The 24,246-nt window shown below is 70.3% G+C and carries 15 protein-coding genes; 3 read left to right on the top strand and 12 right to left on the bottom strand.

Going from position 1 to position 24,246, the window contains the following annotated elements:
- Positions 1–73: 73 nt before the first annotated feature.
- The gene (locus ACIRDU_RS29810; protein WP_403585008.1) at positions 74–1,780 is read right to left on the bottom strand and encodes a TIGR04141 family sporadically distributed protein; all 1,707 of its coding nucleotides are present in this window, start codon (positions 1,778–1,780) and stop codon (positions 74–76) included.
- A gap of 128 nt (positions 1,781–1,908) precedes the next feature.
- Between ACIRDU_RS29810 and ACIRDU_RS29805 the strand changes: the two genes are divergently transcribed.
- On the top strand, positions 1,909–3,564 hold the full coding sequence (locus ACIRDU_RS29805; RefSeq protein ID WP_403585005.1) for an N-6 DNA methylase: 1,656 nt from the start codon (positions 1,909–1,911) through the stop codon (positions 3,562–3,564).
- Between the two features lie 15 nt (positions 3,565–3,579).
- Here ACIRDU_RS29805 and ACIRDU_RS29800 read toward each other — a convergent pair whose 3' ends face one another.
- The 8 genes from ACIRDU_RS29800 to ACIRDU_RS29765 all read right to left on the bottom strand — a co-directional run bounded on the left by ACIRDU_RS29800 (position 3,580) and on the right by ACIRDU_RS29765 (position 14,713).
- Positions 3,580–5,715, bottom strand: coding sequence for a UvrD-helicase domain-containing protein (locus ACIRDU_RS29800; RefSeq protein WP_403585003.1), 2,136 nt, complete (start codon positions 5,713–5,715; stop codon positions 3,580–3,582).
- Positions 5,715–6,971: an McrC family protein gene (locus tag ACIRDU_RS29795; RefSeq protein ID WP_403585000.1), complete on the bottom strand. Its 1,257-nt coding sequence runs from the start codon at positions 6,969–6,971 to the stop codon at positions 5,715–5,717. The genes ACIRDU_RS29800 and ACIRDU_RS29795 overlap by 1 nt, the downstream gene beginning before the upstream one ends.
- Positions 6,968–8,728 (bottom strand): DUF4357 domain-containing protein, encoded by a 1,761-nt coding sequence (locus ACIRDU_RS29790; RefSeq protein ID WP_403584999.1) that lies wholly within the window; start codon positions 8,726–8,728, stop codon positions 6,968–6,970. Before ACIRDU_RS29790 ends, ACIRDU_RS29795 begins: the two co-directional genes overlap by 4 nt.
- Positions 8,729–8,841: 113 nt before the next feature.
- Positions 8,842–11,340 (bottom strand): Hsp70 family protein, encoded by a 2,499-nt coding sequence (locus ACIRDU_RS29785; protein WP_403584996.1) that lies wholly within the window; start codon positions 11,338–11,340, stop codon positions 8,842–8,844.
- Positions 11,341–11,402: 62 nt separating this feature from the next.
- Positions 11,403–12,002, bottom strand: a complete 600-nt coding sequence (locus ACIRDU_RS29780) for a nucleotide exchange factor GrpE (protein WP_403584994.1) — start codon at positions 12,000–12,002, stop codon at positions 11,403–11,405.
- The gene (locus ACIRDU_RS29775; protein ID WP_403584992.1) at positions 11,999–12,283 is read right to left on the bottom strand and encodes a hypothetical protein; all 285 of its coding nucleotides are present in this window, start codon (positions 12,281–12,283) and stop codon (positions 11,999–12,001) included. Before ACIRDU_RS29775 ends, ACIRDU_RS29780 begins: the two co-directional genes overlap by 4 nt.
- Positions 12,280–13,941 carry a hypothetical protein gene (locus ACIRDU_RS29770; RefSeq protein WP_403584990.1) on the bottom strand — a complete coding sequence of 554 codons (1,662 nt, stop codon included), beginning with the start codon at positions 13,939–13,941 and terminating at the stop codon, positions 12,280–12,282. Before ACIRDU_RS29770 ends, ACIRDU_RS29775 begins: the two co-directional genes overlap by 4 nt.
- Positions 13,942–14,278: 337 nt before the next feature.
- On the bottom strand, positions 14,279–14,713 hold the full coding sequence (locus ACIRDU_RS29765; RefSeq protein WP_403584987.1) for an ATP-binding protein: 435 nt from the start codon (positions 14,711–14,713) through the stop codon (positions 14,279–14,281).
- Positions 14,714–14,879: 166 nt separating this feature from the next.
- Between ACIRDU_RS29765 and ACIRDU_RS29760 the strand changes: the two genes are divergently transcribed.
- Complete coding sequence (locus ACIRDU_RS29760) at positions 14,880–15,761, top strand: Scr1 family TA system antitoxin-like transcriptional regulator (protein ID WP_403584985.1); 882 nt, start codon at positions 14,880–14,882, stop codon at positions 15,759–15,761.
- The gene (locus ACIRDU_RS29755) at positions 15,758–15,949 is read left to right on the top strand and encodes a DUF397 domain-containing protein (protein ID WP_306930941.1); all 192 of its coding nucleotides are present in this window, start codon (positions 15,758–15,760) and stop codon (positions 15,947–15,949) included. The genes ACIRDU_RS29760 and ACIRDU_RS29755 overlap by 4 nt, the downstream gene beginning before the upstream one ends.
- Before the next feature lie 52 nt (positions 15,950–16,001).
- Here ACIRDU_RS29755 and ACIRDU_RS29750 read toward each other — a convergent pair whose 3' ends face one another.
- From ACIRDU_RS29750 to ACIRDU_RS29740, 3 genes are all read right to left on the bottom strand, one after another.
- Positions 16,002–17,018, bottom strand: a complete 1,017-nt coding sequence (locus ACIRDU_RS29750) for an EcsC family protein (RefSeq protein ID WP_403584982.1) — start codon at positions 17,016–17,018, stop codon at positions 16,002–16,004.
- A 117-nt stretch (positions 17,019–17,135) separates the two neighbouring features.
- The gene (locus ACIRDU_RS29745) at positions 17,136–21,293 is read right to left on the bottom strand and encodes an Eco57I restriction-modification methylase domain-containing protein (RefSeq protein WP_403584979.1); all 4,158 of its coding nucleotides are present in this window, start codon (positions 21,291–21,293) and stop codon (positions 17,136–17,138) included.
- Entirely contained in the window at positions 21,293–24,235 is a 2,943-nt protein-coding gene (locus tag ACIRDU_RS29740; RefSeq protein WP_403584976.1) for a DEAD/DEAH box helicase, read from the bottom strand. The genes ACIRDU_RS29745 and ACIRDU_RS29740 overlap by 1 nt, the downstream gene beginning before the upstream one ends.
- Positions 24,236–24,246: the final 11 nt, after the last annotated feature.

Below are 24,246 nucleotides of genomic sequence, written 5' to 3'. Positions count from 1 at the left end.
GAAGAGGCCACCTGCGTTTCACGCGGCTTTCCCAACGTGGACGAAAACGAGAGCGAATCGGTGTCGCAGGCCATCAACCGAGGACTGCCGCCCCGACCCCCACGTTACGCGCCGACAAGGGGAGCGCATGTGCGCCGCTCCCCGGAATTCCGATGACCTCGACAGTCACCCCTCGTGCCGCCAGGGCCTTCGCGGTCTGGGCGATGGTGATCTGGGAGAAACCGAAGACGGAGTCCGGAGTCAGGTTCTCCCGGTTCTTGAGAAGCATGGCGAGGACGATCCGTTTGGGCGTGAAGTCGTCCGGGAGCACGAGTTCACCCCGGCTGAGCCGGGCCACCTTCTCGGTGAACTCCGCACGGACCCGGGCGGACTCCTGGAGCAGCTCCACCGCCACCCTGGCCTGGTTGAACAGGTGACTCAGCGGACCGGAACCGCCCGCCCGCTTGACGAGGACGAGCGTGCCGTCGGGCATGAGCAGGTCGCAGATCTCGACCTGGTCCCTGGGCCGGAGCGGATTGGTGACGTTCTTGGTGTCGAGGCAGAGCCAGTCGGGCCGTTCCTCGTCGGCCACCCTGTTGTTGTAGGCGTTCTCGGACTCTCCGTCGATCCACGCGGGGAGGGAGACGGAGGGCGACGGCGAGAACAGCGTCGCTACGGCCGCCCGGCACTCGTCCACGTAGGCGGACCCGGCCTCGTACCACTCACCGTCCATCAGGAAGAACCGTCCGGAGCCCACGGAGACCGCGGCCTCCAGCCACGTCAGCGCGCTGGTGACGGCGAGCGTGTCAGCCACCCCGGCCCGGCGCTCCCGGGCAAGGGTCACGGTTCCCTCGCGCAACGCCCTGAGACGATCGCCGGCCGGTGTGAGTCGGGCCCGGGTGAGGACGTAGTCGGGGTCGAAGTCGTCGGAGCGCAGGGCGCCGGAGCTGTTGATCCGCGTCACGTAAGTGGTCGCCTCCGCGTATGCCGCATGGTGTTCGGACGGCACGGAGACGGAGATCCGTCCATCGGCGGGACGGCCGAGGAGGTCGTCCAGGGCCTGATCGAGAACGTCGAGAGTGGTCGTGTCCTCGACCGGCGCGATGTGATCGACGAACTCCAGTTCCTGGTGCGGGATGTCCTCGCGGCAGATTCTGGCGATGGCGCGCAGGTCGGAGAGCAGGGCCTCGGGTTCGATCCCGAGGGCGATTCTCAGCCCGCACCCACCCTGGGCGCTGACGGCCCTTCCGCGCGTGTACCGCGACCGGGTGAGCGGCAGATCGTCGAGGTAGCCGCCCAGGCTGCGCACGATGCGCGAGTGGTCGCGGATGCCGAGCAGGGGGACCGGGGCGCCGCCCGGCACCAGGGAGATGTCGGTGCGTGCCTGCCCGAGAGACCGGGAGACCGCGCCACGGATCAGGTTCGGATCCATCTGCCGGACGGCGAAGGAGAGACCGAAGCGCTTGTCCTTGAGGTGGTCGGGGATCAGCCGGTATCCCTGGTCGCAGCCGATGGCGTACACCGTGCCGTCGACGGCGAGCAGGAGTACGGCGGCGGTGCGCCGGACGCCTTCGGTGACGTTGATGCCGGTGGTGCGGGCCATGGGTGCGCACCAGGGGGCCTCGGTGCGCTCCATTCCGCAGGTGACGTACACGGCCGGGACCCCGAGCGCCACGGGTACGTGGGGATCGGCGCCGAGCCTGTCCAGAAGTTCGACGTCGAGGGCGTCCAGCATGGCGTCCTGGGTGGGGGCGACGTCGGACAGCCGGTAGACGGTGCGTACGGCGGTGTGCGACGCCATGGGGTGCCTCCTGGGCGCTGTGGTTCACGAGAGCTTCGAGTACACGAGAGAGATTCCCACCTTTCTGTGTACGTTGTCAACGTACTTCCCACTGGAAGGTCTGTGATGGTCCGTGTACGCTGGGGGCCATGACGGACAACGCCGCTCCATCGGTCGGCCCGCTTGTCACCGGTGCGGAGATCGCTCGGCTGGCCGGGGTCACCCGGGCCGCTGTCTCCAATTGGCGTCGGCGCTACGACGACTTCCCCGCACCGGCGGGGGGCGGCGCGAACAGTCCGCTCTACGCGCTCACCGAGGTCCAGGACTGGCTGGACAGGCAGCGCAAGGGCCAGGAGGTCTCTCCCGAGGTCGAGTTGTGGCAGGCCCTGCGGACCGTTTACGGGGATCAGATGGTCGCGGGCCTAGCCGCGATCGCCGCCGCGCTGGCCGGGGAGTCCGAACCGGCTCTGCCGGACGACGTCGCCGCCCGCCTGCGGCAGCTCGCCGAGACCGGGGCACCCGTGGATCTCGTAAACGGACTTACTGACCGGTTCATGGACTCCGCCCGGCGTGCGGGATCGGACCAGGTGACGTCCGAGCGTGTGGTGCGGGCCGTGTGTCACTTCGCCCCCGAACTGCCGGCCGGTGCCACCGTCTTCGATCCCGCCTGCGGTATCGGGGTGCTGCTCCTGTCCGTCGCCTCCGAGAGGGGGACGCGTTGCTGTGGCCAGGAGATGGATGGGGACAGTGCCCTTTTCGCCCAGCTGCGTGCGGACCTCCTGGGCCGCTCCGAGGTGCGAGTGGTGGCAGGGGACTCCCTGCGCGCGGACGCATGGCCGGACCTCAAGGCGGATCTGATCGTCTGTGACCCGCCGGCCGGTGTGACGGAGTGGGGGAGGGAGCAACTGCTGCTCGACTCCCGCTGGGAACTTGGCACCCCGTCCAAGGCCGAAGGCGAACTCGCCTGGCTCCAGCACGCGTACGCGCACACCGCGCCGGGCGGCCAGGTCCTCATGGTCATGCCGGCCTCGGTCGCCTACCGAAAGGCGGGCCGCCGCATCCGGTCGGAACTCGTACGCCGGGGCATCGTGCACCAGGTGGTCGCCCTGCCGCCGGGGACGGCGACCTCGCACTCCCTGCCCGTCCATCTGTGGTGTCTACGGCGTCCCGAGAACACCTCGGGTGCGGACACCCACCACACCGTGCGTATGGTCGACCTGACCGACAACAGCCCCGACGATGACTTGGAGCCCAAGCCCGACCAGACCGTGGACGTGCCGCTGATCGAGCTCCTCGACGACACCGTCGACCTGACCCCCGGCAGTCACCTGCGGTCCCGGCACCGCGACTACCCCGGTGAGTACGAGGCCCTGCGCAAGCAGTTGCAGGAGCAGGTGCGCCGACTGGCCGCCTACCTGCCCGAGCTCGCTCCCGGCGGCGGACCGGGCTCGCTGGACGGTGCCACCACGAGCGTCGCGGATCTCGCCCGTGCAGGACTCGTGGAGTACGACGGCCCGGAACCGGTCTCGGCCAGCGAGCAGCTCGACACGGACTATCTGCAGGGCTTCCTGCGCAGCTCCGGCAACACACGCCGCTCCACCAGCGCGAGTGGGACCTACCGTTTCGACGCCCGGGGCTCGCGCATCCCCCGCATGGACATCGAGGAGCAGCGCCGGTACGGCTCCGCGTTCCGGGCGCTGTCCGCGTTCGAGGAAGGGCTGCGCAAGGTCGACGAGCTGAGCCGGCAGCTCGCCGAGGTCGCCCGGGACGGCCTCACCACGGGAGCCCTGGCTCCTCAGGAGTGAGGACCGGGCAGCCGGTCAGGCGGCGTGCGGCAGAAACGGACTCGCTGCTCCGCTCCACGTCACGCTGAGCGCCTCGCGAGCCCGAGTGCAGGCGACGAAGAGCAGGCAGCGCTCCCGCAGCAGATCGGCGTCGTGCTGCAGCGGGTCCGCCTCACGCGGTGTGATCTCCCGGGCGAACGGGACGGTGCCCTCGCTGACACCGAGGACGGACACGGCCCGGAACTCCAGCCCCTTCATCGCGTGCATCGTCGCCAGCCGTACCCCTTCGACCCCCTGCGTGACCTGTCCTCTGACCCGTAGCACGGGGATGCCGGCGGCTTTCAGTTTCTCCTCGGCGGTGTCCAGCGAGAGGTTGAACCGTGCGCACACGCCGACCTCGTGCGGTGCCAGGCCTTCGGTGAGCAACGCCCGGACCCGGTCCACCAGCGCCTCGGTCTCCTCCTGCCGGGTCGCGTATCCCCGCGCCTGGGGATGGCGTCCGTGCAGCAGTGAGCGGTACCCGGCCAGCGAGTCGGTCCCCTCGCCTTCGAGGGCGTCGACGGTGACGGGTGCCAGGAGCCGCGCCGACCAGGCGAGGATCTCTTCGGTGGAGCGGTAGTTGAGGCGCAACCGGAAGCTGCGGCCGGCCGTCATGATGCCCAGGGAGCCGAGCGAGACCCGGGAGTCGTAGATCCGCTGGTGTGGGTCTCCGGTGGCGAACAGGTCGTCGGGGCCGGGGGCGACGGCGGCGCGCAACACCCGCCACTGGGCGGGGTGCAGGTCCTGTGCCTCGTCGACGACCACATGGGCGTACGGAGCCGGCTCGTCGCCGAGGAGTTCCGCCGCGCGGGCGCAGACCCGCAGGTGTGTGGTCTCGCCGCGATCACGCAGGAGCTGTTCGAACCGCTGGACGCCACTCCACACCGCGCGCCGGCGCGTGGGGCCGAGACCGGTGCCGCGGCCGCGGCGGCTCGCACCCAGGTAGGCGTCCAGGTCGCGGAGGTTCTGGCCGAGTACGACGTGCCGGTACTCCTGAGCCATGAACTGGGCGGTGAACGGCAGATCGAGCTGCTTGACCGTCTTCTCCCACAGCTGCCGCTGCTCCCGGTCCCCGATCGGCTTGGGCACGGCAGCCGACCTCGTGCGCACGATGCCATTGGCACAGGCGTCGACCGTCGTTACATCGACCCGCGCCAGCAGCTTCTCGTCCTCCTCGAGGAGCAGCCCGAGCATGTCGCGAAGTCCGGCGGCGAGCGCGTTCGTGTAGGTGGTGAGCAGGATGCGGCCGTCCTCGGAACGACCGAGCAGGTGCTTGACCCGGTGCAGGGCGGCTACCGTCTTGCCTGTCCCGGGGCCGCCGGTGACCTGGACGGGGCCGCCGTACGAGGCGCGGTAGGCGACGCGCCGCTGGGAGGGGTGTAGGAAGACCCGCCAGGCCTCGAACGGCTTCTCCAGGATCTCCTCCAACTCCCGCGGCCCGGTGACCAGGCGGATGCGTGCGGGAGTGTTGGCGATGACCGTGGCCAGGTCCTCGACCGGTTCGGCGGGCGCGTCGGCGGGCCGGCGGACGGCGACGACATCCCGGTAGACGTCCTCCGGGCTGAAGCCTTCGGCGAGGTACTGGAGCACCTCCAGCTGGTCCTCCGGCAAGAGGGTGGAAAACGCCTCCAGCTGGGCCTTGTCCATCAACGACCTTGCGGCGCGCAGTACCTGGTCGTCGATGCCGAGTTCCCGCAGAGTGCTGTCGGAGACGTGCGCGAACAGCAGCCGGGGTGCCGTGCGCGCCGCGGTCTCGTACAGCGGTGTCAGCTCGTCCAGGGCGACGGCGTCGCGTACCTCCAGGGCGCGTGTCGCGGAGTTCGCGCTGTACAGGCGCTTCGCCGCCCAGGTGTAGGCGTCGTCGTGCGGCAGGACGTTGACCAGCAAGAACATGTCGCTGCCGTCGTCGGGCGCGAGGACGACGCCGCGCCAGAAGTCGGTGATGCGGATGGTGCGCATCCGCCGGTCGCGGGCGTTCTCCACACACTCCAGGTGCAGTCCCTTGTCCGCGTTGAGCTCGGCGGCGCTCATGGCCTGGAACTTCGCCATGGCCTTGCGCACTCCCGCTCGGACGGGCTTCTCCAACGTGTCGTAGCCGTCCCAGAAACTCTGGGCGAAGGCGAGCCGGGGCATCAGGCCGCTTCCTTTCTTCCGGACGCCAGTTGTCCGGCGATCTCCCGGAGAGCTGTCAGAAGTTGTTCTGGTTCACGGGAGAGATCGAGGCTGTGCTGGTACAGCCGCATCGCCCGGCCGTCCGGTTCCGACGCTGTTCCCCGCACCTCGTGAAAGCGCTCGGGCTGCCGTCCGGCCGCGTACACAAGATGCGCCTCGCGCAGACCGAGCACGGTGGCGTACGCGAGCGCCTGGTACAGGTCGGCGTTGAGGAGTCCGTCGGCCTTCTCGACCTTGTACTTGGCGTCGACGACAGCAAGCGGAGTACGGCCGTCGCCGGTGCGGACGACCAGGTCGGGGCGCATCCGTACGAGACCCGCGAGGTCGAGGTGGTGAGTGTCCTGGAGGCGTGCGGTCAGGCCGTGTTCCTGAAGAGCCTCGCGCAGGGCGACCGTGACGAAGTCCTCGAACAGCTTGTTCATGTCAATCAGGAAGCCGTCCACAGCCAGTGGCGAGGCCCCGGCCGGCCGGTGTTCCGGCGAGGTGCCGCGCAGGACGGCCTCGGCGAGTCGCAGTGCCGGCTGGTAGCGGGCGTTGAGGCGGGACGGCTGCCAGAGAGGCAGTTCCTGCCCGCGTATCAGCGGCAGAGCGTCGGCGAGCCGTGCCCGCTGGTGGGCGAGGCGCCGCCGGACCGGACCCGGGACACACGGCAGCCGCAGCAGCCGCTCGGCCGCGGCCCGCAGGATGCGGTTCTCGGCGGTGTCGGCGGTGTACGCGTCGTAGACGATCTCCGCCGGCGGCGTACGGCCGAAGTGCCGCCGGATCTGCTCGGTCTCACGCAGCCTCCCGCGCACGACCAGCGATGACTCCTCGACCTCCCGGTAGCCCTGGAGGACGCCCTGCCGCAGCGCCGCGTCGATCCGCCGTTCCACGGCGTGCGCGAGAGCGGGGACGACGTCGTCGTGAGCGCCGGTGTCGACGGTGCCCTCCCGGCTGTCGCGCCAGGCCCGCGCCGGGTCGAGGCTGAACCCGAGGAGGAAGAACAGCCGCCGAACCGGGGTCTTGGGCATGATCCGCACGACCGCACCACCGGGGGCGCGCACGGCGCCGACACGGCTGCCCGCCCGCAATAGCCAGTGCCGGTCGCGGCCGGGATCGGGGGTCGCGCTCTCCAGGATTTTTGCGGCGGCGAGGGCCCGCCCGTCCGAGGCGCCCAACGGGACGGAGACTGCGGGCCCGTACTCGCGCAGTGTCACGTCGGCCAAGGACACGGTCACAGGCGCTGCTCGCGCAGCGAGTCGAGGCCGTAACGGGCGGCGACGTCGAGGCCCTCGCCGTAGTGGTGCTCCTCCAGGAGCGGAAGGATCTTCGTGCGCCAGGTCCGTTCGAGGCCGCTGTCGCGGTACACGCCCGGCTTCATCAGGTACGACGGTCCGATGGCGAAGTCGGCGTCGTCGATACGGGCGTTGAGGGCGTCGAGCAGGCGGGCGGGTTCCGGGTCCCGGCCCTCGCGCTTCAGCCAGCGCGCGAGCAGCCCGGCGGTCGGCTCGGTGCGCGGGGACAGCTCCACGAACGCGAAGCGGCGCCGCATCGCCGCGTCCACCAACGCGATCGAACGGTCGGCGGTGTTCATCGTGCCGATCATGAAGAGGTTGGGTGGCAGCGCGAAGTCGTCCCCGGAGTAGGTGAGTCGGACGGACCTCTTCCGGTACTCCAGGAGGAAGTACAGCTCGCCGAAGACCTTCGCCAGGTTGGCCCGGTTGATCTCGTCGATGATAAGGAAGTGCGGGACGTGCCGGTTGCCCTCGCGGGAGGCGAGATCGGCGAGCTCCCGCAGCGGGCCCGCCGTCAGCCGGAAGGCCACCTCCCGCGTCTCGGGATCCTCCACGGGCCGGAACCCCTCGAAGAAGTCCTCGTAGGCGTACGAGGGGTGGAACTGCACGATCTTGACCTGTTCCGGGCCGCCGCCGAAGTACTCGGCCAGCTTCATCGCCAGATACGTCTTGCCGGTGCCCGGTGGCCCGAAGAACACCAACTGCCGCTCGTCGATGAGGAGTTCCCGTATCTCGTCCAGCCAGGAACGGTCGTGGACGAGGAGGTCGGCGGCGAGTGCGCCGGTGATGTCCGGCAAGGTCAGTTCCCCGCTTACCGCGGGGACTGTGAGGTCCGTCAGCCCGGTGAGCTCGTCCAGTCCGTCCAGAACGACGGTCAGATCGACCACGTCATGCTGGACGGACAGCTTCTGCTGCACTTCCTCCGGCATTTCCTCATAGGGGTGGCTGTTTTTGAACCAGGCGACGGTCCGGCGCAGATTGGACAGCCCGCCCGGCGACGAGGTCTGCAGGGCGTCGCCGGTGATCCGTCCGATGTGCAGCCGGCCGTCGCTGATGGTGGCCACGGTGTCGCCGATGCGCATCTGCGTCAGGAAGGCGTGCAGTTCGTCGACGAGGCCTCTCTTCTGGTTGTACGAGGCCGCCCCCTCGTACCCGTCTTCCACGAAGCGGCGCAGCGTGCTCTTGGTCGGGTCGGTCTCCTCCAGCGGTGGCACGTGCGCGCCCGCGAGCGAGACGAAGCCCTCCCGCAGCCACACCTGCCGCACCAGATTGTGCCCCGACACATTGGATCCGCGCACCAGCCACGCCTTGCGCGGGGCACGCCAGCCGGTGGACAGGTAGTCGGCGAGGGGATGGCCCTCGGCGGTGCGCCAGGACTCCGGGCCGGAGGCGTCGTAGCCGTACACCAGCGCGGCGGCGGCCGAGGAGGAGTTGCACTCAATGTCGCGCGCCACCTTCCACCGGTCGGGGGAGACGTCGACGAGCCCGCCGTTCGCGCGCAGCTCCGCGCGGGTACGGCGGGCGTGGTCGCCGAGCCCCGGCCATGCCTCGGCGGCCACCGTCGAGCCCTCGCGCAGAAGGAACTTGTGTGTGCCGTTGCCCCCGAACTCGGTGAGCAGGTGCCCGCACGCCTCACCGCCGCCCTTGGGGAGCTTGATGCGGAACTCGGGCGTGCCGGGGAGGAGTTCGGGCTGGGACATGGGTGACCTTCCGGGAGGGCGAGGTCTGCACGGACACCCCGAGCTTACCTGTTGACGCTGTCAAGAGACTAATGATGGGCAAGAATGTATTCACACACCTGCTCGGTGGCGCCTCACCGCCTGGACGGCAGCACGCTCGCAGCGGCGGACGGAGTCCTCACCTCCGCGTACTCGCGACGGCCTTGTTCGGCGAGACGTCCGAGGCGTACGTGCTGGGTGTCCTGGGCGGCCTGGTCGCCGCGTGCCACGGCGCTGCGCAGGGCGTCGCGGGCGGCCAGGACCTCCTTGCGGAGGGTCGTCGGGTAGGCGTCCTGTTCCGCGAGCCGAATGGTCCGGATCGAGGCGCGGACCGCCGGGTCGAGACCGGTCCACAGTTCCTCGGCCCGCTCCGTGGTGGCCCGCATCGCGTCGGTGTTCATGGCCCCGCGCGCGTCCTTGACCGCCTCCGCCGCTCGCCGCAGTTCCTCCAGGAGCGGCGACGGCAGCAGTCCACGCCCGTCCCGTGCCGCGACCGCCGTCCGGGCCGAGGCTTCGCGGGCCCGCTCGCACAACTCCAGAGTGTCGCGGGCCGAGTCCAGCAGCCCGTCGAGGGAACGCCCGACGGTCTCTCCCTTGCCGAGGGCCGCCAGGTCCGCCATGACCTCGGTGAGGGCGTCGCGCTCGGCGGGCGTGACCTCCCCGCTGAAGTCGTTCAGGAAGTTCTCGCAGCGGCCGTGGAGTTCGGTCGCCTTCCGGCCGATGTCGGCGGAGACCAGGCTGCGCCGCAGTCCGACTCCGTCCCAGTCCTCGGAGCCGATGCGGTGCCTCAGAACGATGGTCCGGTCGGCGTCGAGCCGCGCCTGAAGGACGAGCGGCACGTCTCCCTTGAGGCCGTCGGCGCGCTCGTGGACGTAGCCGCCGCAGAACTCGTTGCGCTGGGCCGAGCGCAGGTGCGGTCCTTCCCACACCTGGAACCGCACCGATCCTCCGCCGCGCACCACGAGGTCGTCCACCGGGCGCCATTCGGTCGGGTAGGGCGTGCCGCCGGGGAAGATAACCTCCACGGTGCCGTCGTCGAGCTCCAGCGCGATGTTCTGTGCTGTGACCTGTTCGGCGGGGGCGGTGCCGAAGTCGCCGCCGCAGAGTGAGCAGGCGGTGAGACCGGCCGCGTTGACCATCCCGCAGCCGGGGCACTTCAGGCCGCCCGCGTCCAGCGGCGCGTCGCAGTCCAGGCACACCGTCGCGGTGACGGGGTTGTCTTCCCGGCCGCATTCCGGGCACTCCGTGTGGGCGGCAACCGGGGCCTTCGCGCGCAGTGCGGACAGGTCCGTGGTGCAGACGGGGCAGGCTGCGGTGAGTTCGGGCGCGGGGACATGGCAGACCGGGCAGTCCACCGTGGCCGCGCCGAGCAGCGGGGCGGCACAGCTCGGGCAGGCGTCGGCGGTGACGGGAATGCCTTCGACGGTGCAGCTTTCAGCAGGGCAGTCGAGAGTGGTGAGGAGCCCGGCCTCCACGGCGGCGCCGTGGGCGACGGCCGTCATGGGATCCACCGTGTGCGACACCTTGCCCGCGCCGAACAGGTCCTCGAGGTCGTGCCGGACGGCCGGGATGCGGGTGGAGCCGCCGACCAGGAGGACACGCCGGACGTCCTCGGGAAGCGAGTCGCCCTTCTTCAGCACTGACTCGACCTTCTCCCGCATCCGCCGCAGGTGCCCGGTGAGCAGCTCTTCGAAGACCGTGCGCCGCACCGCTCCGGACCACGATCCGCCCTGGCGGCCGAGGGGAGCGAGGGTCACTTCGGAGACGTCCCGCGAGGACAGTTCGACCTTCACGCGTTCGGCGGCGGTCCGGATCCGGGAGGCGTCACCGTCGCCGCCGTGGTCCCGCCCGGCCAGCTGCTCACGCAGGTGGCCGTCGAGCAGCGCGTCGAAGTCGGCGCCGCCGAGGAGGTTGTCCCCGCCCAGTTCCCCCACCACGCAGTAGCCCGGACCGATCGCCAGCAGTGACACGTCGAAGGTTCCGCCGCCCAGGTCGAAGACGAGCAGGTTGGCGTAGTCGTCGGCGCCGTCCCCGCCCGCTCCGACACCGAAGGCGTGCGCGGCGGCGGTCGGTTCCGACACGATCCGCGCCACGTGGAAACCGGCCAGCCGCCCGGCCTCCCTCACCGCGCTGCGCTGCGGTTCGGCGAAGTACGCCGGCACCGTGATCACCGCCCGCCGGAACGGCATCCCCGCGGCGCTCTCGGCGTCCCTTTTGAGCCGCCGCAGCAGGATGGCGGAGACCTGCACCGGGGACAGGTAGTGCGTACCGAGCCGGATCTCCACCGAGCCGTCGGCACCGTCCCGGACCGGCGGCGCGTCGTCCGGCCGCGTTTTCAGCACCTGCTGCACGAGCTCGTCGTCCCAGCGCCGCCCGATCAGCCTTTTCACCTCTGTGATCACTGACCCGGGAGCCCCACCACGCCACTGGAGGGCTTCATGGCCGACCAGCAGGCCGCCGAGGTGGTCGATGCCGACGGCCGAGGGGGTGGCCTGATCGCCGTCCCGGTTGGGCAGTACGACGGGGACGCCGTCGGACAGCCAGGCCGTGACGGAGTTGGTGGTGCCGAGGTCGATGCCGAGAGTCCGGTGCATGAAAGGCTGCTTCCTGATCGTCATGGGGCGTCGGGCGCGGGAGGTGCGGGAACGGCGCCGGGTCAGGTCCGTCGGGAGCGACGTCGACGCCCGGCCGAGGGCTTGCGCGGGAGGTGCCGCTGGGAGCGGGTGGTGCGTCGTGGCTGCGCCCGTCCGCCGCCTGCAGAGGCTGCCGGAACCGGCTCCGGCTCCGGCGCGGGGCCCGGCACCGCGATGACCACCTTCGCGGACCGCAAGACGGACGCGCCCAGCCGGAAGCCGGTTTCTTGCTCCTTCAGCACTGTGCCCTCCGGGAGGGAGGGATGGCCTTCGGTCCCCACGACGTGCATCTCCGCCGGGTCGACCGCCCTGCCCACTACATCCATCGCGGTGACGTCGAGCCGGGCGAGCTCGCCGCGCAGCATCCGCTGAGCCGCGTCGATCTGCTCGCTCAGCGCGACGGCGGCCGAGGTCGCCTCGCGCGCGGACCGCGCCACGTGCAGGGCACCGGTCCGGCGGCGCGTGTCGCCGAGCAGGTCGTCCAGCGGCAGCAGGGCGTTCAGCAGGCTGTGCAGCCGGGCCTCGGCCTCCTCGCGTTTGCGGGACAGCGCCTCGACCCGGCGCCGCAACTTGTCGAGTTCCGACGGCGGGCCGGTGGGGGCGGTCGGGGCGGGACCGGTCACGGATGTTCCTCCGTATCGGGGCGGGGCAGGGGCGGGGTGAGCATCTCGGCGACGAGGGCGGTGACGGAGCCGCGTGAGTTCCGGTCGGCCCGGCCGATGCGCTCCAGCCGATCCGGATCCTGCCGGGCCGCGGCGCGCGCCCGCCCCGCCTGCGCCCGGAGGGCCGGGAGCCGGGCACCCGGCACGCAGCCGGGGACGAGTTCGTGGAGCGTGGGGCCGAACCAGGGAATCGGGGGTACCTCGGCACCTCTGGCACCCGGGACGGGCTGGTCGACGGTCAAAAGAGGGCTCCCTGTCCGGAGTCGTCATGGCTGTCACCGCCGGGAGCGGGCCCGAACAGCAGCCCCTGGTCCGGCAGTCCGGCACCGATCCGTGCCGCGCACGCCCGGTCGTGCCGTGCCCCGCCGAAGTCGCCCTTCTCCTCGCGGATCTCGGCGCGGCGCAGGTACGCGGTCTCCACGGTCCGGTCGAAGCGTGCGCTGACACCGATCCGCAGCAGGTCCCGCAGGAACAGCTCGATGACGTCCGACGGGGACGCCGTGGCCTCCAGGTGCTCGGCGAGGTCGAGCACCGCCCTGTCGAGCTCCTCCCTGACGGGGCCGTGGGCCGGGCCGGCGACGCCGACAGCCGTACTCAGCAGGTCGACGCGGCGTTCCAACCCGGTGCGAGGGTTCTCGGCCTCCGCGAACAGTGCCGCGTGGAACAGGAGGGCGACGAGCTCGTCATCGATGTCTTCTTCGTCGTATTCGTACGGGTCACCGTCGCCGCCGTAACGGAGCATGTCGCGTACGGCGGAGCGTGCCGCCGCCGTACGCCCGTCGGACGCGGCGGCCACGGCCTGCTCGGCGTAGTGGTCTCCCAGCCACCGTCGGGCCGGTGCGCAGTCGGGGTCGCGCAGCAGCAGCTCCCGTACCCGGCCCTCGTGGATCCTCTCCCGGGGCTGTTCCCCGTCCACCGTCCGGCGCAGGTCCGCTCGCAGATGGTCGTCGAGGCCGGTCCTGGCGTCGTGGTCGCCGGGCGACACGAGCAGGGCGCGCGTGAAGCGGTCCCTGCTCTGTCTGGGGTCGCTGTCGAAGACCTTACGGCCCTGCCGCACCAGCTCGGCGGCCAGTTCGGCGGCCAGCGCGTCGTCGTCCGGCAGCAGGGCGTGGGCCTGCTCCAGCCCTTGGATCCGAGTGATGGGGGAGTAGCCCCGCCCGGTACGGCTCCGTCCGACGTTCTTCCCGGCGCGGACCACGGCGGTCCGCTCAGCTGCGCCGAGGGTGAGCCCGAGCCGCGCCGCCGTGGTGAAGTCCGTGAGAGCCTCGCTCCACTCGTGGGCCCGCACCCGGTCCTGAGCTTGTTCCGCGAGGGCCTGGGCGATGAGGTCGGCGCACGCGCGGTGGTCGGGCGAGTCCGCGCTCCAGGTGGCGGTGTCGGGATGGCGTGCGGTGTAGGCGTCGAGGAGGGCTTGTCGGTGGCCGTGGGCCAGGAGCTGCCGGGCGGCTCTGCTGACCGGGATCAGACCGTCGGGCCCGACGGCCGAGAGACCGACCGCGAGAGTGGCGCGTTCGGCCTCCCAGGCCGTCTTCCACGCGGCGAGGACGTCCCGGCCGGCCCGGACGTCCAGAGCGTCCAGCAGGTCGGTGATACGCCCGAGCAGATGGCGGCGGGCGTCCTCCCAGAGCTCGTCGGGTACGGGAGCACCGCGCCGCTCGGTCAGCAGCGCGCGGAAGTCGCCGGGGTCGTCCTCGTCCAGGAGATGCGCCCACAGGACGATTGCGAGCGCCGCGGTGCCGAATTCGGTGTGCCGCCCGTCCTCTTCCCCCAGCCGACGAAGGGCACCCACCGCGAGGGCATGCACGACCCCCGTCTCAGCCAGGTCCAGGTCACTGTCGGGACACCGCCGCACCGCCTCCGGCCAGTTCCCGGCCCGCGCGGCCAGCGCGGCGCGGAGCACGGCGTACGGTATGGCGTCAGGGCCGTCGATGTCGGCGGGGTCCGGTGTACCGAACGTGGCTTGAAAGCGTTGAAGAAGCGGTCTTACGACGCTGAACTCGGCTCGCACGTAGGCGCGTTCGGCGGCTTTCAGCAAGTGGTGGGCCGTGACCGGCCGGTCCGATTCACCGGTGTTGCCCCCCTGCACGGCTTGTTGCCCCCTGAGCCCTTGCGTATCAACAGCCACCGTAGATAAGCGCGTTGGCGACGTCAACGCACTGACGGGTGGGATGGCTGGTTTCTGCATGCCCAGGACTCGACCCCGGTGTTCTCGACGATCTCACTGCGAGCAGTCGTTCCTACGGCGTCGAGAGCAGCGCGCGAACGGTCTTGCCGCTGGGCGGGTAGGGGACGCAGTCCCAGTGGTCGGCAACGGCGGCGACGAGGGACAGGCCGCGCCCGCAGGTGTGGAGCGCGTCGGCGTCCGTCGGGGGGATGTGCGGGAGCAGGTCCCCGCGGGCGTCGGTGACCTCGACGCGCAGCCGCCCGGCCAACGGGTCGAGGACAAGTGTGAGCCGGAAGCTGCGGCCCGGTGAGCGGCCGTGGAGAACGGCGTTCGCGGCAAGCTCCGCCACCACGGTCTCGGCACGCTCCGTGAGGTCCTCCCCGGCATCCCAGGATCGCAGTTGGGCCACCGCGAGCAGCCGCGCGAGCCGGGCACCGCGTCGGGTGGACGACAGTAGCTGGGTGAAGGTACGGGTGGGGGTGGCAAGTTGGGAAGCGGGTTGGTTCATGACGCCAGCGTGGCGGTCGCGCACGGGTGGGAGCGAGTACGGCGCCCCGTACGCGGAGTCAGCGTACGGGCACACGGAGTGGACAGTACGCTCCCCGTTCCGTCACGCTGAGTGGCGAGTGCGGGTGGCGTGAGAAGCCGCCTCGGTACGGAGATAGGGGCGGCGGATGGGCATCGTCGAAGGGGACGTGGCCGAGGGCGTCGAGGCGCGGGCGGTTCCGGCGGGGGAGTGGGAGCGCGAACCCCATCCGTCCGACAGTCTGCGCACGTTCGGCGCGGTCGTGCAGGCGCTGCGCGAGCACGCGGGGCTCAGCAGGGCCGAACTCGCCACGAGGGTGCGGTACTCCAAACACACCGTGGAATCGGTGGAGTTGGGGCGTCGGATGCCGGACACCCCCTTCGTGGACCGGGCAGAGGAGGCCCTCGGGAACACCGGTGCGCTGCGGAAGGCCGCCCAGTATCTCACCCGGGGCGAGGCGGGGCTGGCGGCCTGGTTCCGGAGGTGGGCCCGGCTGGAGCGGGAGGCGGTGAGCCTGTGTACGTACGAGTGCAGGCTGGTGCCGGGGCTGTTGCAGTCGGAGGCGTATGCGCGGGCGGTGTTCGAGGGCACGATCCCGTTGCGGACGGACGGGGAACTGGAGGCGCAGCTCGCGGCCCGGATGGAACGCCAAGCGATGATGCGGGAGCGGCCGACCGTGCCGTTCAGCTTCATCGTCGAGGAGCATGTGTTCCGGCGAAGGTTCGGGGACGCGGAAGCGATGCGGGAGCTGTTCGACCACGTACTGGAGCGGAGTGCTCCGCGGAATGTGACGCTTCAGGTGGTGCCGCTGGAAGGCGGGTTGCATGCGTGCCTGGATGGACCGGTGCGGATCTCGGAGACCCCAGCGGGGCAGCGGCTCGGGTACTCCGAGGGGCAGAAGAACGGGCGGCTGATCTCCGGTCCGAAGGAGGTAAGTGCGCTCTGTCAGCGCTATGAAACACTGCGCTCGCAGGCCCTGAGCCCTAACGAATCCCGGGCCTTGCTGGAGCGACTCCGAGGAGAGCTATGAGCAGCGGTACGACGGACCTTGCCTGGTTCAAGTCCAGCTACAGCGGCAGCGAGGGCGACGACTGCGTGGAGATCGCGATCGCCGAACGAGCCATCCACGTACGGGACTCCAAGGATGTGAGCCGTCCGGCCTTCGTGGTTGGCCGTGATGGCTGGCAGTCGTTCATGCGGTTCGTAGACAACGCCTGAGCGGGGCGGCGGAGGCGAACGGTGGCGCTCTGGTCGGGCGCCACCGCAGCACTCACGTGGCGTTGGCCTGGGTGTCGTCGTCCTCGTCGTCGGTCGCCAGTGCGGCTGGGAGCGGCAGTCCGTACTTCTCGCACAGAAAGCGAGTCTGGCAGTACCGCTGGGCGTCCTTGGCCACCCTGCCGAGGACCGCGGAGTTCATGCCGGCGCCGATGAGGATGCCCACGAACGGTACGACCTTGGCGACGTTCTGCACCGGCACCTTGGAGCCGGCCGGGCCGAGCTGCTTCATCAACTTCTCCAGGGCGGCCACAAGACGGTGGTCGTTGCGGAGCTTCTCCGACCACTTCACGCGTCCCTTGAGGGCGTGCGCCGCCCGGGCGGTGTCACGCAACGGTTCGGCCTTGGCCGCCTGGGTCATGAAGGAACGCCGTACCAGGCGCTGGATGAAGACCTGCTCGTTGGGGTCCTTGGCGTCATAGCCGTAGGAGTACGCGACGCGCGAGGCGATCGACGTGCTCAGGACCTGGATGACGAGGATGTCCGCCGTCATCGCGGCGGGGATACCGGCGACGGGGACCAGCGCCAGCAGCCCCATGGCTCCGCCTTCGAACGCGCCGGCCGTGCGCCACTTGAGGGTGTTGCGCGTCAGCAGCCGGTCGCAGAACTTGAGGTCCTGCTTCCGTAGTTCGGTGAAAGTGTCGAGTTCGAGACCCTGCTTGCGGGCGAGCTTCTCGACGTTCTTCGGGTCGTTGAGCTCCATGGCCCATTCGTTGACCAGATCCAGCAGCGCCGCCGCGCCCGCGAGCGCCGGTCGCATGGCCTTGTCGGCGACCGCGTCGCCCGCGCGCCGCACGGGTTCCGAGACTGCGTCGGGGACGGCGTCCGCGACCCGTTTGGTGGCCTTCCCGGCGGCCTCGCCGGTGCGACTCAGCGCTGTGCTCGCCCAGTTCGGTAGGCCTCGGCGATTGTTGCGGCGCTGCCAGTGGTCGTTGAGCGTGGCCCATACCTGCTCGTCGTACTCGCTCATCGCGGGTATGCCGTCGAGGAGGTGGTCGGCGTCAGTGCTCACTGAGGTTCTCCGTTTCGACGGTGGTTGCCGGGTGGTGTGGTGCGGGGCTGGGCGTGGTACGGGTTCGTGTGACTGCTTGTTGAAGTGCGAGCCCAGATGGGGGTCGGGGCCGGGCTGTCAGGCCGGGTGCCTGGGGCCGTGGCCCGGGGGCGGTGTGAGGGGGGATCGGTACGTGCCGGACTCGCCTTCGGTGAGCGGGCTTTCCAGGGTCAGGCCGGCGGTGGCCATGCGGTCGTACTCGGTGAGGACGAGGCGCTTGGTCCGGTACTCGCCGAACGCGGAGATCTCGTTGTTCTTCAGGCCGCCCGACTCGGACTGGAAGGACTCCAGGATGTAGTCGGTGTCCTCACGGGAGATTCCGTAGAGGTGGAAGAAGTGGGCGTCCAACTCGGCGCGTAGTTGGGCGCGGCGGTCGTCGTCCCACTGGAAGGGCTCGCCCTCGTCATCCAGGTCGCGGGCGAGGGGGGTCATGTCGTAGGCGGTGTAGACGAGTTCAAGGACGCGGGGGAGGAGGAAGGGGAGGTGGGGTTCGAGGGTCGTGGGAGTGGGGACGGGGAGCTGCTTCCAGATGAACGGCTTCATGTGGGCGTCGCTGATCTTCTGACGGCTCACGAAGTCGAAGACTAGGGAGGACTGGGTGGCGATCAGGGCGGCGACCAGTGGGGGTGCGACGCGCGGCAGCATCAGGGTGAAGGTGTTGCCGACGGCAGCGCGGGGGAGAAAGGCGGGGATGCCGGTGCGTTCGTTGGTGAAGTAGGTGACGTCACGCCACCCCAGCAACCAGTCGTACGGCCAGTGCACTTCAGCGAGACGCATATTGACGCCACGTTCCGCGGCGTCCTTACCTCTGCGGACTGTGGGGATGAGGCCGTCTTCCAGGATCCAGTATCGGGGGTCAGCGTACGTTGCGGGATTCACCTTCTCCCAGGCGCAGATACGGCGGCGGTCCTCGTTACCGGTACCGGTGTACGAGTTCCAGCGGTGGTCGAAGAGGTGTGCCATCTTGCCCTCGTACAGCGGCAGCATCCGCTCCCCATCCCGTTCGAAGGCGTTGCCCCGAAGCTCCCATCCCTCAGCCTCAAGCCTCTCGCGGCTGCGGAACAGGTCGGAGTCATCCGTCATGTTGAAGAGGTGTTTGAAGGCCATGCCCCATGGGTTGCCGTCCCGGCGCCGCTGGTTCCACAGCACGGGCACACGCCGGTGGATGCCTGCCACGAGGGCTGCGTCCCGCTGGGATCTCAGCTTGGGGAGGGTGCCCGTGTTGGGATTGATGATCGCCAGGTCCTCAGGCCTCAGTGCTACGACTCGGCCCCGGTCGTAGATATCTGTGACATCAGACATGGAGAAGCCGAGGCGTGCTGCATCCGCTTGGATCGCGCGGCCGGTGACGGAGAGCAGACAAAATGACTGCTTCGAGTCGATATCGAACCACTTTCCACCCTTGGGGAGCGCTGGGGACTTCGGACGTCTGACTTCGAAGTCGTACAGCGAAGCCAGTACTCCCCGTTGCGTGAAGTCCGCGAACAGATGCTGGGAGCCCGCGCCCGTCGCGACCGCTGTCGGCAGGATCAGGCCGAACCGTCCCTCAGCCGCGACCACATTCGCCATTCGCTCGGCGAAGAGCTGGTCAGTCTGGAGGGAGTTGACGCCCTTGACCGTCAACCCCTTCGCGCACAAAGGGAACCCCCCCGAGTCACCCGCGAAGTGGAATATCCCCTTAACCGCGCGCCGCGCCTCCCGGTACCGCTTCCCGGCCTCGGGGTTCTCCTCCTCCCACTGGGCGATCCGGTTGCGCCGGGCCGTGCCAGCGATTTCCGCGATCTCGGGGGCGACCACGCTGAAGTAGTTCTTGTCGTGAAAGTCGACCTTGTCCCACGGCGGATTCCCCACCACGCAGGAGAACCCCCCGGCCCACCCCGTCCCCGAATCAACGGAACCCGCCCCCGTCGGCACGTCCCCGTCCTCCGGAACTGCGAAGACCTCCGGGAACTCCAAGTGCCAGTGGAAGAAGGCGTACTGGTCCCGCAGCCTTACGATCTCGTCGTGGGTCGACTGCGGCGCCGCGTCCCCCTCGGGGTCCTCCAGCCCTCGGAACACCTTGTGCGTGATGGCCGGCGGCGCCTCCTCGGTCTTCACCCAGACGAACGCCGCACACCACGCGTCCGCGAGGTGCAGGGCCCGCAGATACTCGGCCGAATTCGCCCAGTCCCGGTAGTCGGCCTCCTTGCGGCGGATGTCCTTGAGGTCACCGGCAGGGGCCGCCGTGATCCGGCGCAGCCCGCGCGCGAACGAACCGTTGGCGACCTTCGTCTCCGTCTCGACCTCGAACAGCCCGCCCTGGCCCTCACGTTCGAGGGCGTTACGGGCAAGAAGCTGCCGTGCCCACCCCTCGTCGTCACCCTCGGCCTTCTTGAACGCCTTGTTGGGGATCCCGTCCCGCATCAGCGCCGGCGTCGCCCCGATCAGACCGTTGCCGTGCTTGATGTGAGCGTCGAGGAAGCCGAGCGGCCGTCCGGGCTCCATCGCTTCCAGCCACAGGGACACCTTGGCCAGTTCGACGGCCATGGGATTGAGGTCCACGCCGTACACACAGCGCGCCACGACCTGGTGCAGGGCGTGGCGCACGGCCTCGTCCGTGGGCTCCGGGTTGCGCTCACGCACCGCGGCGACCCGCTTGGCGATACGCCGGGCCGCCGCCACAAGGAAGTGCCCCGATCCGCACGCGGGGTCGCACACCGTGAGGGACAGGAGCTCCTCGACGATCGTGTCGGCGGGGTCGGGCTGCCCCTCGGCGCTCGCGCGCTGCTCCCCGCGCTTGACGGCGTCGTCGATCACCGGGTTCAGCGTGGAGTCCAGCAAGGTTTCGGTGAGCGGGGCAGGGGTGTAGTAGCTGCCGGTCTTCTTGCGGTCGTTGCCGATCCGATCGACCAGTTCGAAGGTGCGGTCGGCGGCGCTGTGCTTCGGCACCAGCTCCAGCAACGCCTCGTACACGGACCCCAGTTCCTCAGCGCCCATGCGCAGGTAGTCCACCGGACGCCAGCGCGCAGAACCGGAGTCCCGTACGCGGGCCAGATGCTTGACGGCCTCGAAGAGGTGGCGGTTGGCGAGCCGCACTCCACGCAGGGGCTTGTCGGCGGGGGTGTCGTTGAAGAGGCCACCGAGTCCCTTCAGGCCCAGTTCGGGACGGCCCCGCTCGGAGCCCAGCGCCTCGATCAGCAGCTCCAGGGCGCGGTACCGGTCGTCGTGGGCCGTGCCCAGGCGTCGTAGCGCATGACGGCGGAGGCGGGCCGTGGAGAAGTAGCGAGTGAAGCGGTCGACGGTCCGTTCGTCCGCGTCGGGGTCGAGCAGGGCGCCCCGGTCCTCGGCCACGAAGAGGAAGATCATGCGGTAGACGAGCCGTAGCAGGGCCGTCTGGAAGGCGTGGACGTCCAGGTTGGCGCGGAGGGCGGTGTTGTCCGGGTGGCTTAGGAACCCGGTGCCGAGGACGGTGAGGGCCGCCTGGACGCCGTCGCGGAAGTGGTCGAGGGCACGGCTGCCGGACTCTATTGCGACCGTCCGCCACTTCTCCAGCCAGCACCCCGAAGCCACCGCCCCCTCCGCCACCGTGAACCGGGACGCGTGCAGCACGCAGTACAGCAGCACGAACTCGCTGAAGAGCTCGCCGTCGAAGATGGCTTCCAGGTCGAAGTCGACGTAGGCGGCCGTAGCGAAGGACGAGGAGTCGCGCAGCAGACGTACGCGACGGCCGTTGGTGAGGACCGCCCACAGGTGGGCCTCGGTGCGGTTGAGGCAGTCCTGGAGCATGGACTGCGGGGGCACCTGGCCCGCCGCGCGCTTGTCCAGGTCCTGGTTCCACGGGATGAGGTGGACGAGGGCCGGGCCGTGGCGGTGGGAGACCGGGAAGCGCTTGTCGGGGTCGGTGTCGGCCGGGATGCCATGCGGTCCCACCTCCGTCAGCGCGCCGAAGTCCAGTTTGCGGAAGAGCTGGGCGAGCCAGTCGGTGCCGGCGCGGCCGGTCGGGTCGGCGGCGGGGGCGCCGGTCTCGGGGTCGGCGGGCAGGGCGGCGCGCAGGTCGCGCCAGAGCGGCTTGAGGTACTCCCAGGCGCGCTCAGCTTCGTCGCGCACGGGCACCGAGGAGGGCAGGCCGTAGTCGGCGGGCTTGGTGCCCGGCAGGTTCCGCCCCTCGGGGATGCGCAGCAGCATGTCGGCGGGGAGGAGTCCGCCGACCGTGGTGACGGCGGTGAAGGCCAGGGCGGTGCGGGTGGCGGCGGACATCAGGCTTCGGCTCCGGACGCGGTAGAGGCGGGCTGCGGCAGGTAGACGTACACGCCGAGGACGTCGGCCGGCTCCTGGGGGACGACCTTCAGGCCGCGAACGATCTCCTCGTTGGCCTTGCGGACCCGGCGGTGCGAGGCGTCGAGTTCGGCGGCCAGGCGGGTGCCGTACTCGGAGAGGTGTCCCGCGAGGTCCGGCAGAGCGTCCAGATCGCGGCTGATCTGGTTGCGGGCCCGCTGCTCGTGGGTGTTGGCGCTGGCACGGGCCGCGAGGAGCGCGGTGGCCGCGTCGTCGTCCAGCCAGCGGGCGCGGGAGGGCAGACCCTCGTAGGCGAGCAGACGGGCGTCCTCGGCGACCAGTTGCCGCTCGCCCGTACGGGAGGGGAGTGTGAGGTGGAAGCGGTAGCGGACCAGCAGGAGCGTGGTGCGGATCGTCACCGCGTCCGTGGTGACCACACCGCAGCGGCGGGCCGGGCGGGGGCCGGGGGTGTTCGCGTCGAGCGCCGAGTCCAGGACGTACGAGGCCACGGCTCCGATCGCCGGGTCGGTGCGGACCAGGGCGGCCTCGCCGCGGGCGACCGCCGGGGTCGTACGGAACGGGATCTCGCGGTCCTCCTCGACGAGCCGGCCACCGAGGGTGGCGGCGAGCGCGTCCCGCAGGCCCGCCGGGGTGCCGCCGACCTGCGCGGTGAAGTCACCGCCGCCGTCGCGTGGTTCACGGACCAAGGCGTCCAGCTCGCGCAGCGCCTCCAGGGCGAAGTCGCGGACCTCGTCGGCGCCGCCGAGCGCGGCCCGCACGGCGGCGACCTCGCGGGCCACCTCCTCCGGGTGGATCGTGCGCTGGGCGTACTTGGACTGCGAGGTCTTCTCCCGCTCGGCGGCCGAGGTCCACTCGCGCTCGATACGCTCGAAGGACTCCTGGTGGCCGTCCAGCTCGAAGAGGCTCTCCTGACTGCCCTGCCGTCCATGCAGCAACAGCCACTCCACCACGGCGTCGGTGACACCGGAGGCGGTCTCGTCGGGGACGGAGACGGAGATGCCCAGGTCCTTCTTGATCTGCCGGTGCTTCGCGAAAAGCACCTCCAGGACCTTGCCGTCGATACCGTTGTCCTCGCCGAACATGGTGATGACCCGGACCTCGTCGCGCTTCTGGCCGTACCGGTCGACGCGGCCCTCGCGCTGGTCGTGACGGGTCGGGTTCCAGGCCAGGTCGTAGTGGACGACGGCGTCGAAGTGGTGCTGGAGGTTGACGCCCTCCGACAGGCAGTCGGTGGCGATCAGCACGCGGCGAACGGCCGGGTCGCCCGCCTCCTCGGCGGAGTCGGCGCCGAGCTCCTCGATGCGCTCGAGGCGCTGCTGCGGGGAGAGCGTGCCGGTCACGGCGGCGATCTTCGTCTTCTTGCCGAGCTTGCCCTCGAGCTGTTGGGCGAGATACTCCGCAGTGGGGATGTAGCGGCAGAAGACGATCGGGTGGTAGCCGTCGGCGATCAGCTTCTTGAGGTGGCCGGTGAGCGCCTTCAGCTTCGCATCCTCGGCAGGGCCGACCAGCCGCGCCGCCCGCTGCGAGAGTTCGAGCAGCCGGGCGCCCGCCTCCTCCGACTCGGCGGCCCCCGGAGCGACGTCCACGCCCTCCAGCCGGTCGTTGTCAGCGGAGTCGGCCGCCACCTTGGCACCCAGCGCATCCGCCTCCTGCGCGGTGCGGGCCGCAGCGGACTCGGAACGGGTCTTCAGTGTCTGCGCTGCGGTCGCCGGCGAAGACACCATCGAGCGCAGCAGCGCGATCACCGACCACCAGGCGATACGGGCCTCCCGCTTGCCCTGCTCCCCGGCCGCCTCGACGCGGTCCCGGGCATAGGCGATGGCGTCGTCGAGCAGCGCCCGGTATGCGGGTGTCAGCCGGTACGGCTCGTCCTTCGTCCAGCGGTCGGAGGGGAAGGCGGTCCGCTCGGCCAGGGAGTCGTCGGCGAGGCCGTCCTCCTTGGTGAGATAGGTACGGACGTCGGCGCGCTTGCGGGCGACGAAGTACTCGGCGAGCTTCGCCCGCCCCGCCGGGGTTTCCAGGTTCACCGTCGCCAGCTCGGGCCGGACCAGCCCGAGCAGGTTGCGGAATGCGGACTCCTTGCCGGAGTGCGGGGTCGCGGTCAGCAGCAGCAGATGCCGGTCCGCGTCCGCGGAGATCCTGCGCAGCAGCTCGTAGCGGAGCTGGCTCGTGGAGGACGTGCCGCCCTGAGTGGCGTCGTCGGCGGCCACGCAGGAGTGAGCCTCGTCGACGATCACCAGGTCCGGGCAGTGCCGGACGAAGTCCTCGCGGTGGCGGGTCGACTTGATGAAGTCCGTCGAGATGATCGTGAACGGGTGCCTGTCGAACAGGGACTGGCCCAGCTCCAGACCGCGCTCCAGCCGGGACACCGTGGAGGCGAGGACCAGTTCGGCGTCGATCCCGAACTTCTCCCGCAACTCCGACTGCCACTGCTCGGCGAGTGCCGGAGAGCAGAGCACCGCCAGCCTCGTCGCCTCGCCCTGCGCGAGCAGCTCCTTGACGATCAGGCCCGCCTCGACCGTCTTGCCGATACCGACGTCGTCCGAGATCAGCAGCCGTACGGTGCGCTGCCGCAACGCCATCAGCAGCGGAACCAGTTGGTAAGCGCGGGGCTCCACGGCGATCGACGCCAGCGAGCGGAACGGGCCCGCGCCGGACCGGAACCCGACGCGCAGCGCCGTGCGCAGCAGACCGGCGGCCCGCTGGTCACCCAGGTCGTCCGCGCTCGGCTTTGCGAACTCCGCGTCGCGCACGTCCTCGAACGCGGGGAAGACGGCCGCGATGTCGTCCTCGCTCCCGCCCAGCGGGCGCAGCACCAGCATGTCGGCGGCGCTCTCGGGCAGGACCACCCATTCCCGGCCACGGGCGGCGACCAGCGAACCGGCTGTGTACGTGAGGCTCATGAGATGTCTCG

Source organism: Streptomyces sp. NPDC093598, assembly GCF_044764825.1.
Classification (GTDB): Bacteria; Actinomycetota; Actinomycetes; order Streptomycetales; family Streptomycetaceae; genus Streptomyces.
This window is presented reverse-complemented; position numbering and strand designations above follow the sequence as displayed.

Excerpts from the sequence above, each read along its gene's own strand:
- ACIRDU_RS29765 (WP_403584987.1), bottom strand. The coding sequence starts at position 14,713 with ATGAACCAACCCGCTTCCCAACTTGCCACCCCCACCCGTACCTTCACC.
- ACIRDU_RS29745 (WP_403584979.1), bottom strand. The coding sequence starts at position 21,293 with ATGTCCGCCGCCACCCGCACCGCCCTGGCCTTCACCGCCGTCACCACG.
- ACIRDU_RS29810 (WP_403585008.1), bottom strand. The coding sequence starts at position 1,780 with ATGGCGTCGCACACCGCCGTACGCACCGTCTACCGGCTGTCCGACGTC.
- ACIRDU_RS29790 (WP_403584999.1), bottom strand. The coding sequence starts at position 8,728 with ATGTCCCAGCCCGAACTCCTCCCCGGCACGCCCGAGTTCCGCATCAAG.
- ACIRDU_RS29785 (WP_403584996.1), bottom strand. The coding sequence starts at position 11,340 with ATGCACCGGACTCTCGGCATCGACCTCGGCACCACCAACTCCGTCACG.
- ACIRDU_RS29740 (WP_403584976.1), bottom strand. The coding sequence starts at position 24,235 with ATGAGCCTCACGTACACAGCCGGTTCGCTGGTCGCCGCCCGTGGCCGG.
- ACIRDU_RS29805 (WP_403585005.1), top strand. The coding sequence starts at position 1,909 with ATGACGGACAACGCCGCTCCATCGGTCGGCCCGCTTGTCACCGGTGCG.
- ACIRDU_RS29760 (WP_403584985.1), top strand. The coding sequence starts at position 14,880 with ATGGGCATCGTCGAAGGGGACGTGGCCGAGGGCGTCGAGGCGCGGGCG.
- ACIRDU_RS29755 (WP_306930941.1), top strand. The coding sequence starts at position 15,758 with ATGAGCAGCGGTACGACGGACCTTGCCTGGTTCAAGTCCAGCTACAGC.
- ACIRDU_RS29800 (WP_403585003.1), bottom strand. The coding sequence starts at position 5,715 with ATGCCCCGGCTCGCCTTCGCCCAGAGTTTCTGGGACGGCTACGACACG.